This window comes from Niveispirillum sp. FG156 (genome assembly GCF_057809555.1).
Genome location: NZ_JBMDKE010000042.1, coordinates 18,606 through 33,660, shown reverse-complemented (window position 1 = coordinate 33,660; position 15,055 = coordinate 18,606). Strand labels below are relative to the sequence as shown.

12 protein-coding genes are annotated in these 15,055 nt (G+C 63.3%); 6 read left to right on the top strand and 6 right to left on the bottom strand.

Annotated elements, in window-relative coordinates; all coding sequences use genetic code 11:
- Nucleotides 1-245: 245 nt before the first annotated feature.
- Nucleotides 246-3,362: a bifunctional proline dehydrogenase/L-glutamate gamma-semialdehyde dehydrogenase PutA gene (gene putA / locus ACODSP_RS22865; protein ID WP_488967848.1), complete on the bottom strand. Its 3,117-nt coding sequence runs from the start codon at nucleotides 3,360-3,362 to the stop codon at nucleotides 246-248.
- A 132-nt stretch (nucleotides 3,363-3,494) separates the two neighbouring features.
- Here putA and ACODSP_RS22860 point away from each other — a divergent pair, with 132 nt between their 5' ends.
- Entirely contained in the window at nucleotides 3,495-3,983 is a 489-nt protein-coding gene (locus ACODSP_RS22860) for an Lrp/AsnC ligand binding domain-containing protein (protein WP_488967847.1), read from the top strand.
- Nucleotides 3,984-3,985: 2 nt separating this feature from the next.
- Here the strand turns inward: ACODSP_RS22860 and ACODSP_RS22855 are convergent, their stop codons facing one another.
- Nucleotides 3,986-4,513: a Fic/DOC family protein gene (locus ACODSP_RS22855; protein ID WP_488967846.1), complete on the bottom strand. Its 528-nt coding sequence runs from the start codon at nucleotides 4,511-4,513 to the stop codon at nucleotides 3,986-3,988.
- Nucleotides 4,514-4,570: 57 nt separating this feature from the next.
- Nucleotides 4,571-4,774, bottom strand: a complete 204-nt coding sequence (locus ACODSP_RS22850) for a hypothetical protein (RefSeq protein ID WP_488967845.1) — start codon at nucleotides 4,772-4,774, stop codon at nucleotides 4,571-4,573.
- 397 nt (nucleotides 4,775-5,171) lie between these two features.
- On the opposite strand from ACODSP_RS22850, the gene ACODSP_RS22845 reads away from it, so the two are divergent.
- From ACODSP_RS22845 to ACODSP_RS22830, 4 genes are all read left to right on the top strand, one after another.
- Nucleotides 5,172-6,866: a hypothetical protein gene (locus ACODSP_RS22845; RefSeq protein WP_488967844.1), complete on the top strand. Its 1,695-nt coding sequence runs from the start codon at nucleotides 5,172-5,174 to the stop codon at nucleotides 6,864-6,866.
- Between the two features lie 714 nt (nucleotides 6,867-7,580).
- Nucleotides 7,581-7,910: an AbrB/MazE/SpoVT family DNA-binding domain-containing protein gene (locus ACODSP_RS22840; protein ID WP_488967843.1), complete on the top strand. Its 330-nt coding sequence runs from the start codon at nucleotides 7,581-7,583 to the stop codon at nucleotides 7,908-7,910.
- Nucleotides 7,911-8,074: 164 nt separating this feature from the next.
- The gene (locus ACODSP_RS22835) at nucleotides 8,075-9,529 is read left to right on the top strand and encodes a DUF1593 domain-containing protein (protein ID WP_488967842.1); all 1,455 of its coding nucleotides are present in this window, start codon (nucleotides 8,075-8,077) and stop codon (nucleotides 9,527-9,529) included.
- Nucleotides 9,530-9,607: 78 nt separating this feature from the next.
- The gene (locus tag ACODSP_RS22830; protein ID WP_488967841.1) at nucleotides 9,608-9,976 is read left to right on the top strand and encodes a hypothetical protein; all 369 of its coding nucleotides are present in this window, start codon (nucleotides 9,608-9,610) and stop codon (nucleotides 9,974-9,976) included.
- A gap of 10 nt (nucleotides 9,977-9,986) precedes the next feature.
- Here ACODSP_RS22830 and ACODSP_RS22825 read toward each other — a convergent pair whose 3' ends face one another.
- A complete protein-coding gene (locus ACODSP_RS22825) occupies nucleotides 9,987-10,736 on the bottom strand; it encodes an aminotransferase class IV (RefSeq protein WP_488967840.1) in 750 nt (249 codons plus the stop codon).
- Entirely contained in the window at nucleotides 10,733-12,199 is a 1,467-nt protein-coding gene (pabB, locus tag ACODSP_RS22820) for an aminodeoxychorismate synthase component I (protein ID WP_488967839.1), read from the bottom strand. The genes ACODSP_RS22825 and pabB overlap by 4 nt, the downstream gene beginning before the upstream one ends.
- A 219-nt stretch (nucleotides 12,200-12,418) precedes the next feature.
- Here pabB and sppA point away from each other — a divergent pair, with 219 nt between their 5' ends.
- Nucleotides 12,419-14,230, top strand: a complete 1,812-nt coding sequence (sppA, locus tag ACODSP_RS22815) for a signal peptide peptidase SppA (RefSeq protein WP_488967838.1) — start codon at nucleotides 12,419-12,421, stop codon at nucleotides 14,228-14,230.
- Between the two features lie 63 nt (nucleotides 14,231-14,293).
- On the opposite strand, the gene ACODSP_RS22810 is transcribed toward sppA, so the two are convergent.
- Complete coding sequence (locus ACODSP_RS22810) at nucleotides 14,294-14,890, bottom strand: LysE family translocator (protein ID WP_488967837.1); 597 nt, start codon at nucleotides 14,888-14,890, stop codon at nucleotides 14,294-14,296.
- Nucleotides 14,891-15,055: the final 165 nt, after the last annotated feature.

Below are 15,055 nucleotides of genomic sequence, written 5' to 3'. Positions count from 1 at the left end.
CCATCCAGCGGGTGCGGGATGCCGGTGCGGAAACAGCGCCCGGCGTGGAACGTTCTTCCGGCTATAGCCCTTTTTCGCAGAAAAATGAAGCCGTTGGGCGATGATCCCCCGCATGGGAGACCACCACCCAACGGCGCGGTACGCGGACTGCTGTCTTTAGGTTGTATTTTATTTAAGGCAGGAAACAGATTGATTGTTTCCGCCGTTGAACCGGGGTGCGGGGCATGCCCCCCGGCCCAACCCCGTTACGCCCCCAGTTCCAGGAGCGAAGCATTGCCGCCGAACGCCGTAATATTGACGGTCAGCGTTTTTTCCGTGACGAAACGATGCAGATAGTGCGGGCCGCCGGCCTTCGGCCCCGTGCCCGACAGGCCCTGGCCGCCGAACGGCTGTACGCCGACCACGGCACCCACCATGTTGCGGTTGATATAGGTGTTGCCCACCGGCAGCGTCTTGAACAGGTTCTGGGCGCGGCCTTCCAGGCGGCTATGCACACCGAAGGTCAGGCCATAGCCGGTGGCGGCAATCTCCGCCGCGACCTTGTCCAGCTCCGACGCCTTGAAGCGCACGATATGCAGGATGGGGCCGAACACCTCGCGCTTCAGACGCGACAGGCTGTCGATCTCATACAGGCGCGGGCCGAAGAAGGTGCCGTTCTGCACGGCATCCGGCACGCTCACGGCCTTGATCAGGCGCGCCTCGCCATCCATGCGCCGCGCATGCGCGATCAGGATGTCGCGGGCGTCATCATCGATGACGGGGCCGACATCGGTGGCCACATCCATCGGGTCACCCAGACGGATCAGCTCCATGGCGCCGGCCAGCATGTCAGCCAGCTTGTCCGCGATCTCTTCCTGCGCGAACAGCACACGCATGGCCGAACAACGCTGTCCCGCCGACTGGAACGCCGACGTGACGCAGTCATCCACCACCTGTTCCAGCAGGGCGGTACTATCCACGATCATGCAGTTCTGGCCGCCCGTTTCGGCGATCAGCGGCACGATGGCACCGTCGCGGTCGGCCAGGCTGCGGTTGATCAGGCGGGCGGTTTCGGTGGACCCGGTGAAGCAGACGCCGGCGATGCGGGCATCGGCGACCAGGGCGGCCCCCACCGTCGCGCCATCACCCGGCAGCAGGTGCAGGACATCGCCCGGCACGCTGGCCTTGTGCAGCATGCGCACGGCTTCCGCCGCGATCAGGGGGGTCTGTTCGGCGGGCTTGGCGATGACGGCATTGCCCGTCACCAGGGCGGCCACGACCTGACCCACGAAAATGGCCAGCGGGAAGTTCCAGGGGCTTATGCAGGCAAAGGTGCCGCGACCCGTCAGGTGCAGTTCGTTGCGCTCCCCCGTGGGACCCGGCAGAAGCACGGGCTTCAGGCCGCTGCGCGCCTGGGCCGCGTAATAGCGGCAGAAATCCACGGCCTCCCGCACCTCGGCGATGGCGTCGGGCAGGGTCTTGCCCGCCTCGCGCACCAGCAGGGCCATCAGGGCCGGGGTATCGATCTCCATCAGGTCGGCGGCGCGGTCCAGGCAGGCGGCGCGATGATCGGCGCCTTCCCGGTCCCAGGCCTTCTGCGCGGCGGCGGACAGGGACAGGGCGCGCTCAACGGCTGCCTTGTCGGACAACACGACGGTACCCACGGTGCGGGCGCGGTTGGCCGGGTCGGTCACGGGCTGGGCCGGGCCGGACAGTTCAACCCCGCCCACGATGGGGCAGGATGTCCAGTTGCGCGACAGGGAAGCTTGCATCTGCTCGGTCAGGGCCGCCACCTTTTCCGGGGCCGTCAGGTCGAAGCCCTTGGAATTGGCACGCTCGGCACCATAGATGTCGGCGGGCGTGGGTATGCGCGGATGACGCAGCATGCCTTCTTTCTCCAGAAAAGCGGCCGGGTCGGCAACCACGTCACTGACGGGTACGTCCGGGTCCATATAGGCGTTGACGAAATTGCTGTTCGCACCGTTTTCCAGCAGACGGCGTACCAGATAGGGCAGCAGATCCTCATGGGTACCCACGGGCGCATAAATTCGCACACGCGGGAAAGCGGGCAGGACCTCGCGCGCCGCCGTGTATAGCAGTTCGCCCATGCCATGCAGGCGCTGGAACTCCAGATCGCGGTTATCGCCGGCCAGATGCAGGATGGCCGCGATGGTATAGGCATTGTGGGTGGCAAACTGCGGATAGATCGCGTCCTTGGCGGCCAGCATCTTGCGCGCACAGACCAGATAGGAGAGGTCCGTCGCCGCCTTGCGCGTGAAGACCGGATAATCCGGGTGGCTGGCAATCTGGGACATCTTGATCTCGGTGTCCCAATAGGCACCCTTGACCAGCCGCACCATCAGGCGGCGACCGGCGGCCCGCGCCAGATCGACCAGCCAATCGACCAGCAGATGCGTGCGCTTGGAATAGGCCTGGATGGCCAGCCCCAGGCCGTTCCACCCGGCCAGATCGGGATCATGAGCCAGGGCCGACAGGATATCCTGCGACAGTTCCAGGCGGTCCGCCTCTTCGGCATCGATGGTCAGGTTGATGTCCCAGCGCTTGGCCTGCAACGCCAGCCCCTTCACGGCTGGCACAAGACGGGCCATGACATCGGCATGCTGCGCCTGGACATAGCGCGGGTGCAGGGCCGACAGCTTGATCGACACGCCGGGTGCGGCCACGGGGCCACGACCCGCTGCCTCTGCCCCCACGGCGTCGATGGCCTTTACATAGGCATCCAGATAGCGGCTCGCCTGTTCCCAGGTGCGCGCCCCCTCGCCCAGCATGTCATAGGAATGGACGGTGCCGCTGGGCCGGGCCTTGCGCGCCTCCGCCATGGCTTCCTTAATGGTGCGGCCCAGCACGAAATGCCCGCCCATGACGCGCATGGCCTGACCCATGGCCGTGCGGATCACGCTTTCGCCCGATCGGGCCACCATGCGCTTCAGGAAATTGCCGGCATCCCGCTCCCCGCCGCGTTCCAGATCGCTGATCTTGCCCGTCAGCATCAGGCCCCAGGCGGCGGCGTTGACAAAGGCGCTGTCGCTACGGCCCAGATGCGCATCCCATTGTCCCTGCGCAATCTTTTCGGCGATCAGACGGTCCGCCGTCTCCGGGTCGGCGATGCGCAGCAGGCATTCGGCAATGCACATCAGGGCAACGCCCTCATTATTCGACAGGCCGAACTCTTGCAGGAAATTATCCAGCGGCCCCAGCTCGCGCCGGCGCAGACGTGCCGCCTCCACAATCGCCACCGCCCGGTCATGGATACCCGTCCGCTCTGCCAGGGTCAGGCCATGGCTGCGCAGCAGGCCGGTGACGACGGTGACCTCATCGGCATGCTTGGCCTTGCGCAGGTCATTCAGAACGGTGCCGGACATTGCCGTAACTCCGAGAAACGCTGGTGTTTTGAATTGCTCGGAGTATGGCAAATTCTCTGGACGATTTTTCTCCAAAGAAAGGGTTTTGACAGGATATCATCTGGTTAAAAGTCGATTTTGCCAGAGGATATAATGAGTGCTGATTCCGCAGCTGCGAAGCTGGACCGTATCGACCAGAACATCCTGCGCATCCTGCAGGAAGATGGGCGCATTTCGAATGTGGAGCTGGCGCGGCGGGTGAACCTGTCGCCCACGCCGTGCCTGGAACGGGTGCGCCGGTTGGAGCGCGACGGCTTCATCCGCCAATATGTGGCCCTGCTGGACCCGGAACTGCTGGACCGCTCACTGGCGGCCTTCATCGAGGTGCGCCTGGACCGCACCACCCAAGACGTCTTCCAAATCTTCGCCGACGCCGTCCGCCGGTTGGACGAAATTCAAGAGGCCCACATGGTGGCCGGCGGCTTCGATTACCTGATCAAGGTCCGCGTCGCCGACATGGCCGCCTACCGCGCCTTCCTGGGCGACAAACTCTCCTCCATCCAGGGGGTCGCGCAGACCCATACCTATATGGTGATGGAGGAGGTGAAGAATACGCATGTGGTGCCGGTGGTGGGACGTTGAGATCAGCCGATCAGCAGCGCAAGGATCAGGCAGGACAACCTGTCCTCGCCGCCGGCGAAGCTCTCGATCATGGCGGACAGAACGTCATCGGGATCAAGGACGTCATCATTCACGCCATTTCCGGCATTGGCGGCCAGCAGCGTCAGAAAGGCCAACTGGGTGCGGCCATTTCCTTCCCGGAAGGGATGCACGGCATTGATCTCGGCCAACAGATGCGCGGTCCGCCGGGCGAACTCTTCCTTCGGCAGGCCGGCAACCTCATTAGGATCGCCATATTCCCGGAACGCCCGGGCCAGTTCGGCCTCGATAAACTCCGGATAACAGAACCAGTTGCCGCCCTTGCCGATGCGGATGGACCGTACCTGCCCCGCCCAGTCATAAACATCCTGGAACAGATGATGATGGATACGCAGATAATGGGCGGCATCCAGATGACCGACCGGCAACGGCTCGTCCGCGCGGATCAGGAACAGCGCCAGCTCCGCCTCATCCAACACCGCTTGGTCCGTGAGGCCAAGACGGTTGCGCAACACCGACGTTCCCGGAACCCATAACGGGTCGTTGGCGGCGGCATAGAGCAAGGATGCCTACTTTCGGCGCAACGTTTCCAGGACCAGCGCCCGCCGCTCATCCCCCGACAGCCCCTGCGCGGCCCCTTGCCGCAAGGTTGCTGCCATCCGTGGCGACAGGGTCAACCCTTCAACAGCACTGATCTTCTCACCGCGTTCACTGGTGAGGACAAACCGACCGGATTGGACAGCGCGTTGAAGGTCGTGGCGATTGGTTTTCATGGTTGAAGTGTATCATGGCTGGGGAGCGACGGCTATCGCTGTCCAAAAGGTCGGCGTGTGAAGGGGCGGCGGAGGAGGCTGGTTTGGGGCCGGAAGCGGACGGACGGGTTCCTGTCAAGCGGCCGAGCAAGCGGCGGAATTTAAGTGTCCGCCAAACCTCGGATTGACGGACAGGGGGTGTCGGGGGTGATTTCCGGTATGCCCTCCATAGTGGTCGTTCAGGTATTTCCAGCCTGTTTCTTAAGCCAGACATTCCTTCAGCTAGGCCAAAGCGGGAATCGTGGACCCCGCCCCTCTGCATATGCTCGAGCGCGGGATTTATCTGATCCAGGAGGATCGCCAAGAACATCAACATGACTTACAATCTTCGGCAATGGGACAGCTGGGATACTAGAGCATGAGCACAGAGCAAGTGAAGAACGAAATCCTTCGATTTCTCAAGGCGAAGGATAAACTTGCGCTTTGTTTGAGCGGCAAGTGGGGCGTTGGAAAGACCCATACTTGGGACACCTTGCTCACTTCCGCATTCAAGGATGGCACGGTAGAGCCGAAGCGCTATGCCTACGTCTCGTTGTTCGGCCTTGAGACCCTAAGCGAAGTTCGCAGATCAGTTTTTCAAAACACAGTCGAAGCTGCGGCTTTCAGTGAGAAGGAGAGGCTGGAAGCGGAGGTCAGCAGCGTATTTAGACGCATCGAGCAAGTGTCATCTAAGTGGCGTGCAGGGATCGGATTGATACGTGGTATCCCCATTGTTGCAGACTACGGAGGATTGGTTGAAGCCGGATTCCTCGACGTGCGAAATCAGATCGTATGCTTCGACGATCTTGAGCGCATGAGCGATAGCCTCGACCTGAAGGATGTGCTGGGGCTAATCTCCTTCCTCAAAGAGAAGAAGAATTGCAAGGTGGTGCTGCTTTTGAACAGTGAGGCATTGGAAGGGCGGAATGCCGAGGATTTCCGTGTTCAACTAGAAAAGGTAATAGATATCAACCTGATATTCGCTCCGACGGCGAACGAGGCGGTTGTCATAGCTGTCCCGGATCGAACGACCCTCCTGACCCAGATGGTTGCAGAATATGCGGCGAAGCTAGAAATCACTAACATCCGGACGATCTTCAAGCTCCTCAGAATATGCGGTCGGCTGGAAGAGGTTTTGAAGGGATATGATGAGCGCATCATCAAGCAGGCATTCCACAGCGCGTGCCTGTTCGGCTTCGCGATCTACCAACCCACCGAAGCGCCACCTATCAATGCTCTTCTGAAGCATCGCCCCTATGCGGAGTTGTTCGGTGACCGAAAGGAGCGAACTCCAGAGGAGATCCAGCATTCGGTGCTTCTGAAGCGATATGAGTTTCGCACAGCGGACGGCCTTGATCTCGTCGTTTTCGATTGCATCCGCAGCGGATTTTACGATGAAGATTCCCTGCGGCGAGAAGCCGACGTGCTAACGGGAAGGCTCGAACTCAATGACAAGGTTGCCGCGTTCCGCAAGGTTTGGGACATCTACCATGGGTCTTTCGATGACAATGCAGATGCCTTCGCCACAGAATTGAAGAAGTCTATCAGGGACAACGCCGCAGTAATAAGTCCTACGGATCTTTCCGATGCGATAGCTATCCTGAAGAAAATCGGTCATGGCGACGGCCTCGACGATCTAATTAAGGACCACTTGAACAGGCACTATGACGGAAAGGACTTAAGGGTGCGCGATCCTGACTCGGAGTTCTTGAATATCAGGGATCCAGATGTGAGGGCGGCTTTAGCAGCCAAAGCTTGTACGTTCGCTGATGACAGAACTCTTACGGGCGTCGCAACCGCTGTCGTGATAGACCGCGGATGGAGTAATGACACCCTTGAATTCATCAACAAGCATAGTGCCAACGATTTCTATGCGGCCATGAAAGCAGCAAAAGACGAGGAGCTGCGCCTAGTCGTCTATGGACTGACCTACTTCCAAAACTTCGAAAACGCAGACGAGAGGATGAAGAGCATTTCCAAGAAGGCCGTGTCAGCCCTACAAAGGATTGGGCAAGAGAGTGCGATCAATCGACTTCGTGTCGAGAAGTTCGGTGTCGTCGTGCCTCAAGCTTAAAGTCACCATCGATTCTTTCTTCGCAGGCGGCGATCCTGTAAAGGTGGAGGTGAACCGCGCCCAAAGTTTCTCTGACCGCGAGCGGGCGTGGTTGACGTTCAATGGCTCGCGCACAATCCACCTTCTTTGTACCCGCCTCAGGTGGCCACTTTTCGCGCTAATGGGCATAATAACGTACGGTCCGCTCCCGGCCCCATTGCTGCCCTATGCCGAAGTTGCAGCAACTTGCCCCGTCCGCCAAACCGTCCTTTGACGGTCAACTCGATGGCTGTCCGGAAATCGGCGTCCGCGATGGCAATCCGGACAAATTGTTTGTCGGACGGCTTTCCGGACAAAACACCTTTCCCAATGTCCGCTGACGAGACGTTCACCAGAGCGCTGGTACGACCGTAATGGGGGCGCACTGCTGACTTTCCCCGCAAACTGCGCTAACATCTTTCAACCAACGGCACCTCCACGCATTGCCGCGGCTAGCGCATCACCGACGCAGTGCACTGGGGTTAATCGGAACGGGCCGCCTCACTCTCTGAAACACACCCTGATTTTATGTTTCATTTGGTTGCACCGCGCGCACCCATTCGGAGAAGCGGTACGGGTGGCTCTGAATGTTGCACCGGAGCTTCCGCCCACTCGCAGGAATGGCTCCCACCTTGGTCCCCATACCTTGCCGGTAATGCAATTCGGCATTACTTTTAGCCGACCGGAGGAATTGCCATGACCACATTGACTGTGACCGCCAATGGACAGGTGACCTTCCGCCAGGAGGTCCTGAAGCATTTGGGCATCGGGCCGGGTGACCGGATCACACTCGACCTTTTGCCCGATGGCAGGGCTGAACTGAAAGCCGAGAAGGCCAAGACAGCCAAAGGCTCTTGGGACGCCTTGCATGGCATCCTCAAAGGCAAGGGGAATGGTGCCCGTCTTTCCGCCGACGAAATCAATGACGCCATTGCCGAGGCGGGGGCTGTCTCTGGGTTGGGCCGGGGGGTAGCGTCGAGCGGCGATAGCCGCGACATGACTCATGCCGGCGCTAACCGCGCCTAACGCTGGGTCCCCGCTTGCGCGGGGATGACTGTTGAGAAGGCATCAACCTGCTTCCTCTCTCCCCCACACTCCCCTAGCCCGCCACCGTCTCCCCCCTGTATCCTCAGCGCCAATGATAGCGCTAACCCGCCCGGCATGAACCGGGGCGGGAAAGGGGATGGAAAATGGCGTCGTGGATGCAGCGGGTTGTTCTGGGTGTTGTGCTGGTGGGGATGCTATCCGCACCGCCGGCGTTCGCGACCGCACCGGCGCCCAAGGCGCGATTGGTGGTGCTGACGGATATTGAGAATGAGCCGGATGATGCGCAGTCGCTGGTGCGGCTGCTGCTTTATGCCGATGAGCTGGACATCGAGGCGCTGGTCGCCACCACCTCCACCCATATGCGCAATGAGGTGCATCCCGACAGCCTGCGCCGCATCATCGCTGCCTATGGGCAGGTGCAGCCCAACCTGCTGCTGCATGCGCCGGGCTATCCATCGGCGGAAAGCCTGCTGGTGCTGGTGCAGGTGGGGCAGCCGGCCTATGGCATGGCGGCGACGGGGCCGGGCAAGGACAGTGATGGGGCGCGGCGTATCATTGCCGCCCTGGACAGTGCCGACCCGCGCCCGCTCTGGGTTTCCGTCTGGGGCGGGGCCAATACGCTGGCCCAGGCGCTGTTGACCTTGAAGGCCACGCGGTCGCCGGCGGAACTGTCGCGGTTGGTGGCCAAGCTGCGGGTCTATACGATCTCCGATCAGGATGATGCCGGTGCCTGGATCCGGCGGACCTTTCCCGACCTGTTCTATATCGTCAGTCCCGGCGGCTATGGTGCTGCCACCTGGGGCGGGATGAATGTGCCGGTGGAGGGGCTGGATAACACAAGTGTGTCCAACGACTGGATTGCCCGCAACATTCAGCAGGGCCATGGGCCGCTGGGTGCCGAATATCCCGATGTCGCCTATGGGATGGAGGGGGATACGCCGGCTTTCCTGGGCCTGATCCCTACGGGCCTGTCCGACCCCGACCATCCCGACTGGGGCGGTTGGGGCGGGCGGTATGAGCTTTATATACCCGCGCTGGAGGCGACGGACCCCAAGGGATTTAACGGCAATGTGCCGGTGGAGGCAGAGACGCGGCCCATCTGGACCAATGCCGTCGATACCGTTACCCCCTCTATCAACAGCCCGCATGGCCGCGCCATCACGCCCGGTCCCCGCAGCTACAGCCATTATCAGGCCACGATCTGGCGCTGGCGCGATGCGTTCCAGAATGATTTCGCGGCCCGCATTGCCTGGACCACGCAGCCGCCGGAAAAGGCCAACCACCCGCCCGTCGTCGCACTGGACCATGCCGACCGCCTGACCGTGACGGCAGGCACGCTGTTTCAATTGAGCGCCAAGGGCAGCAGCGATCCCGATGGCGACAGCCTGTCCTATCATTGGTTCCATTACCCGGAGGCCGGCAGCTGGAAACAGCCGATCCCAGCCAAGGGGGCGGAGAATATCTACCGCGTCACCTTCCGCGCGCCGATGGTGACAAGGGCGGAAACCGCGCATTTCATCGCCGCCGTCACGGACAAGGGCACCCCTTCCCTGACCCGCTATCGCCGGGTGATCGTGACAATCGAGCCAAAGCGGTAGGGGCCATCGGTCGATTTACGCCTGTGGTCCGTTATCCCATACTGTGCGCTGCCGGGATCAGGAGATCGGGATGTGCAGATGAGCCAGGACGCAACCTACCTCGCGGTTTTCACCAGCAACAAGAATAGCGCGCGCTGGCGGGCCTGGTACGCGATGGGGGAGGAGGAGCGGCGGGCCACGGATGAGCGGGGGCTGGCGGCCCTCGCCGCCTGGGACGCGGCGCATCAGGATGTGATCGTCTATCAGGGTGGGCCGCTGGGGCCGACCAAGCGCACCTCGCCCGACGGTATCGCCGATGTCGTGAATGAGCTGACCGTGTTCGTGGTGGTGCGCGCGCCATCGCATCAGGCAGCGGCGGAGATGTTCGCGGGGCACCCGCATTTCACCATCTTCCCCTGTGACAGCGTCGATGTCATGCCGCTGCTGGGGCCGAAGCAGGAGGCGTAGGGCCTTGGCCCTAATCCAGCACCCGTGCCACCTTGCGCATGCCCAGCGCGTTGGTCAGGACCATATCGTCGGCGCGGCGCAATTCCTCCACCGTCACCGCCCGTTCCTCCGCCCGCCAGTTTTTCAGCAAGGCGGCGCGCATGGTGCCGGGCAGGGCGCCTTCGGCCACGGTCGGCGTCACCCAATGCCCGTCCAGGGACAGGAAGATATTGGCGGCGGTGGCTTCCGCGACGCGACCCTGGCTGTTCAGCATCACTGCATCTTCGGCCCCGCGCGCCGTCGCCTCCCGCCGGGCGATCACGCTGTCCAGATAGTTCAGGGTCTTCAACCGCGATAAGGGCGATTTTTCGTTGCGGCAGGTGGTGCGCGCAATGACCAGCCGGGCCGGCGGTGCCTCTGCCGGGATGCGACCGGCGGCCAGCATCAAGGTGGGGCTGGGCACCTCTGGCCGGGGCAGGCCGCGGGGGCCGGGGCCGGCGGTTAGGGTCAGGCGCACCGCCGCCTCCCCCTCCATCCCATTGGCGCCCAGCAGGCCCAGGATGGCATCGTGCAGGACCTGATCGCTCGCGGGTACGGCCAAGCCCAGAAAATCCGCCCCGTCGCGCAAACGCTTCAGATGGGCGTCCAGGCGTAGGGGCACGCCGGCCTTCACGGCGATGGTCTCAAACAAGCCATCGCCCAGGGTCAGGCCGCGATCATGGGCCAGCAGGGCCGGCTTGTCGGCGGCGACGAAATCCCCGTTCAGCCAGATGACGCTCATGCCGCCCGCTCCCCCGCCTCATCCACCGCGATGGCGGGGGGCCAGGCCATGGCGGGGTCAAGGGCGGTCAGGATGGCCTTGGCCTTGGTCAGGCTTTCCTGATACTCCGCCTCCGGCTCGCTATCGGCCACGATGCCGCCGCCGGCCTGTACCTGTACCTTGTCGCCCGATATGGCGGCTGTGCGGATGATGATGGAACTGTCCATGGCACCATCCCAGCCGATCCACATCACCGATCCGCAATAGGGGCCGCGCCGGGCGGGTTCCAGCTCATGGATGATCTGCATGGCCCGGATTTTTGGCGCCCCGGTGATCGACCCGCCGGGAAAGCTGGCGCGCAGCAGGTCAACGGGGCCAAGGCCCGGCTTCAACCGGCCCGTGACGACGGAGGTCAGGTGATGGACGGTGCGGTAGCTTTCCAGACCCCACAGGCTGGGCACCTTCACCGACCCGATCTCTGCCACGCGCGACAGGTCGTTGCGCAGCAGATCGACGATCATCAGGTTTTCCGCCCGATCCTTCTCCGACGACAGCAGTTCGGCGGCCAGTTCGGCATCGCGCACGGCGTCGGCATGGCGGGGGCGGGTACCCTTGATGGGCCGCGTCTCGATGGCGCCATCGGCGGACAGCGACAGGAACCGTTCCGGCGACCCCGACGCAATGGCCCGACCGTTCCCTAAGTTCAGGAACGCGGAGAAGGGGGCCGATGTGCGCGGGCGCAGGCGGCGATAGGCATCCCAGGGCGTGACGCCGGGGCGCAGACGGCCCAGGAAGCGCTGGGTCATGTTGGCCTGATAGATATCGCCGGCCCGGATATAGTCCAGGATACGCGCCACCCGGTCGCGATAGGTGGCGGGCGATAGCTCCGCCTCCCACCCTGGCCGGCGCAGCAGTCCGTCGCCACTGTCGCGGGACAGCGGCGGGGCGCTGGTCAGTTGGTCGTGAAGCGAGTGTGCCAGTTCCTTTGCCCGGTCGGGCCGGCGGGCCGGATCGGATTCGCGTTCCCCGCCGGAGATGACCCAGGCCCTGTCCTGGGCATGGTCGATGATGGCGACAGTGTCGTACAGGCCGAAGGCCATGTCGGGCAGGTCGATGCCGGTATCACGGGGGCTAGGCAGCCGTTCCAGATACCGGCCCAACTCATACCCCATGACACCCACGGCACCGCCGGTGAAGGGGGGCAGGCCGGTGGGCAGGACCCGCGCAAAGGGGCGCAGCGCCTGTTCCAAGGCCGTGAACGGATCAAGGGTCAGCCGGTTGCCGTCCTGCGTCACCGTCCCGTCGCCCGCCACTTCGATCCAGGAGAACGGATATGCTGCCAGGATGGAATAGCGCGCGCGGCCCCCATCCGCCGCCCCGCCATCCAGCAGCATGGCCCCCTTCTGCCCCGCCAGCACCGCAAACGCGGCCAGCGGGTCGGGCAGGGTCAGGGGCAGAACATGGAGCGCGGCAGGGTTGGTCATGAGCGGGACCATAACCGGGGCGGGCGGGTTCAACAATGGCCCGCTTTCGCACACCAACCCCTGGCATCATGCCCCGCCCACCCCATATCCCGTTGGCGTTCAATCTCGCGCCCTGGGTGCGGGACGGGCAACTTCATCGTAACGGGGTTGTTTCACCTCTGGCCGTGCGGCTGCCTTCGCGGTTAGTGTGGGCGGGTTCGGTATCAATCGGAACGGGTCATGCGGATCATCCTGCGCGTTTTCGCCATCATTGGCTTCCTGTCTGTCCTTCTCGTCGCCGGTGCCATCGGCCTCGGTGTGCATCTGGCCAACCGGCAGCCCAAGCTGCCCGACAGCATCGTTCTTGAACTGGACCTGGAAAAGCCGCTGGCTGAGGCGCCGGCGAACAGCCCGGTCGCGGGCCTGCTGGGTGACCACCGCACCACGGTGGAACAGGTGGTCCGCACCCTGAACCGGGCGTCCAAGGACCCGCGCGTCAAGGGCATCATCGCCCGCACCGGCAATGGCGTGCATTCCTTCGCGGTGACGCAGGAACTGCGCGACAGCATCGCCAAGCTGCGCAAGGAAGGCCGCTTCGCCATCGTCCATGCCGAAAGCTTTGGCGAGATGGGCAATGGCATGCAGCCCTACTATCTTGCCACGGCGTTCGAGCAGGTGTGGATGCAGCCGATGGGCGACATGGCCATCACCGGCATGCAGGCGGAACTGACCTTCCTGCGCGGCACGCTGGACAAGCTGAAGGTGGAGCCGCAGTTCCGCAAGCGCGAGGAATATAAGTCCTTCGCCGAGCAATATACGGAAACCGGCCCGACCCCGGCCAACCGCGAGGCCATCGACAGCCTGATCGGTGATCTGTTCAACCAGTGGGTGACCGATGTGGCGTTGGCCCGTGGCATCAATGATGCCGCCGTGCGCGCCGCCGTGGACAAGGCCCCGCTGATGGACAAGGAGGCGCTGGACGCCAAGCTGGTCGACAAGCTGGCCTATTGGGACGAGGCGGTGGATTGGGCCATCGAGAAGGCCAAGGGCGCCGATGGCGCAGGGGCCAAGCCGGAACTGGTCAGCCTGCAGGATTATAACCGCGCCCCGCCGGAAGGGATCGACATGTCGATCACCGATGCGCCGCTGGTGGCCATGATCGTCGGTGACGGCGCCATCATGCGCGGGGACAGCCAGGCCGACCCCCTGTCGGGTGACGAAAGCTTTGGTGCGGCCACCATCGCCGCCGCCTTTGACCAGGCCATCGATGATGACAATGTGAAGGCCATCCTGTTCCGCGTGAACAGCCCCGGCGGCAGCGCCGTCGCGTCGGAGGTGGTGCGCCGCAAGGTGCTGAAAGCCAAGGCCAAGGGCAAGCCGGTCATCGTCTCCATGGGTGCCGTTGCGGCATCGGGCGGTTACTGGGTCTCCATGGGGGCCGACCGCATCGTGGCCGAACCCGGCACCATCACCGGTTCCATCGGCGTCATCGCCGGCAAGATGGTTCTGCGCGGCCTGACCGATTGGGCCGGCGTGAATATCGAGCCGATCAGCCGCGGTGCCAATGCCGGCATGTGGTCTTCCAACACGCCGTTCAGCGAGACCCAGGAAGCCCGCCTCAACGCCTTCCTGGACAGCACTTATGCTTCCTTCACACAAGGCGTGGCGGAAGGGCGCAACCTGCCGCTGGACAAGGTGAAGGAGATTGCCAAGGGCCGTGTCTATACGGGGCGTCAGGCCAAGGAACTGGGCCTTGTGGATGCGCTGGGCGGTTACGCCACCGCCATGGGCGAGGTGCGCAAGGCCCTGAAGCTGGCCGAGGATGCGCCCGTGCGCGCCATGACCCTGCCGCACAAGCGCTCGCAGTTCGACTTCCTGATGGACCTGCTGTCGGGTGATGCGCGCGCTACGGTGAGCAATGCCGTGACGGCAGGGGTGGCCGACCGGACCCTGGCCCCGTTCCGCCCCGCCCTGTCCACCCTGGCCCCCTATCTCAAGGCGGACCAGGACATGGTGGTGCTGATGCCGGCCATGGTGCGGCACGGGTTCTGATCAAGGCACCTGCTTGTTAAGCAAGGCCCGCCATGGTGACCACCATGGCGGGCCTTGTCATTTTCAATGGCCGGCCAGCATGGCGACAGCGCCGATTGCCAGCAGAACCGCCATGGTGCGGTTGAAAAGGCGCATCCGGTCCGCCGTGCCGATGACCAGCGACGCCCAGGTGCCGGCATAGGCCCAGAGCGCGATGGACGCGTAGCAGATGATGAAATAGAGGCCAGCGAAGACCAGGACGCTGACCATGCCGTCCTGCAATCCATAGGCGCCCATGCCGGCCACCGCCGCGATCCAGGCCTTGGGGTTCAGCCATTGCAGGCTGGCCCCGGCCCAGAGCGAGGGCGCCACCGGCACCTCACCCGCCGCCATGCCGCCAGCGGCCCGCCAAAGCCGGACGGCCAGATAGAACAGGAACCCGGTTCCCGCCACCCGTATGGCCATGTCCAGCATGGGCAGCCGCGCCACCGCCTCCGCCATGCCAAGACCCGCCAGCAGCAGCAGGGCCGTGAAGCCCATCGTGGCGCCGGTGACGAAGCCCAGGCTACGCCGGAACCCGTGCTGCACGCCGCTGGCCAGTGCCATGCTGTTGACAGGGCCGGGGGTGATGGAGGCGACAAGCGCGAAGCTGGCCATGGCCAGCAGCAGGGTGCCGTTCATGCCAGCCCCCGTTCGTCGATGATGGCGGGCCAGCATTGTCTATCGTCAAAGGATCGGGTCACGGGTGGCGTCTCCGGGGCTGTTTGCCCGTTTATCGCCACCCGGCCCGATCCGGTATTGAAGGAAATTGACCTTTGACAGGCTCGCACCGGTGGTCGGGATGTC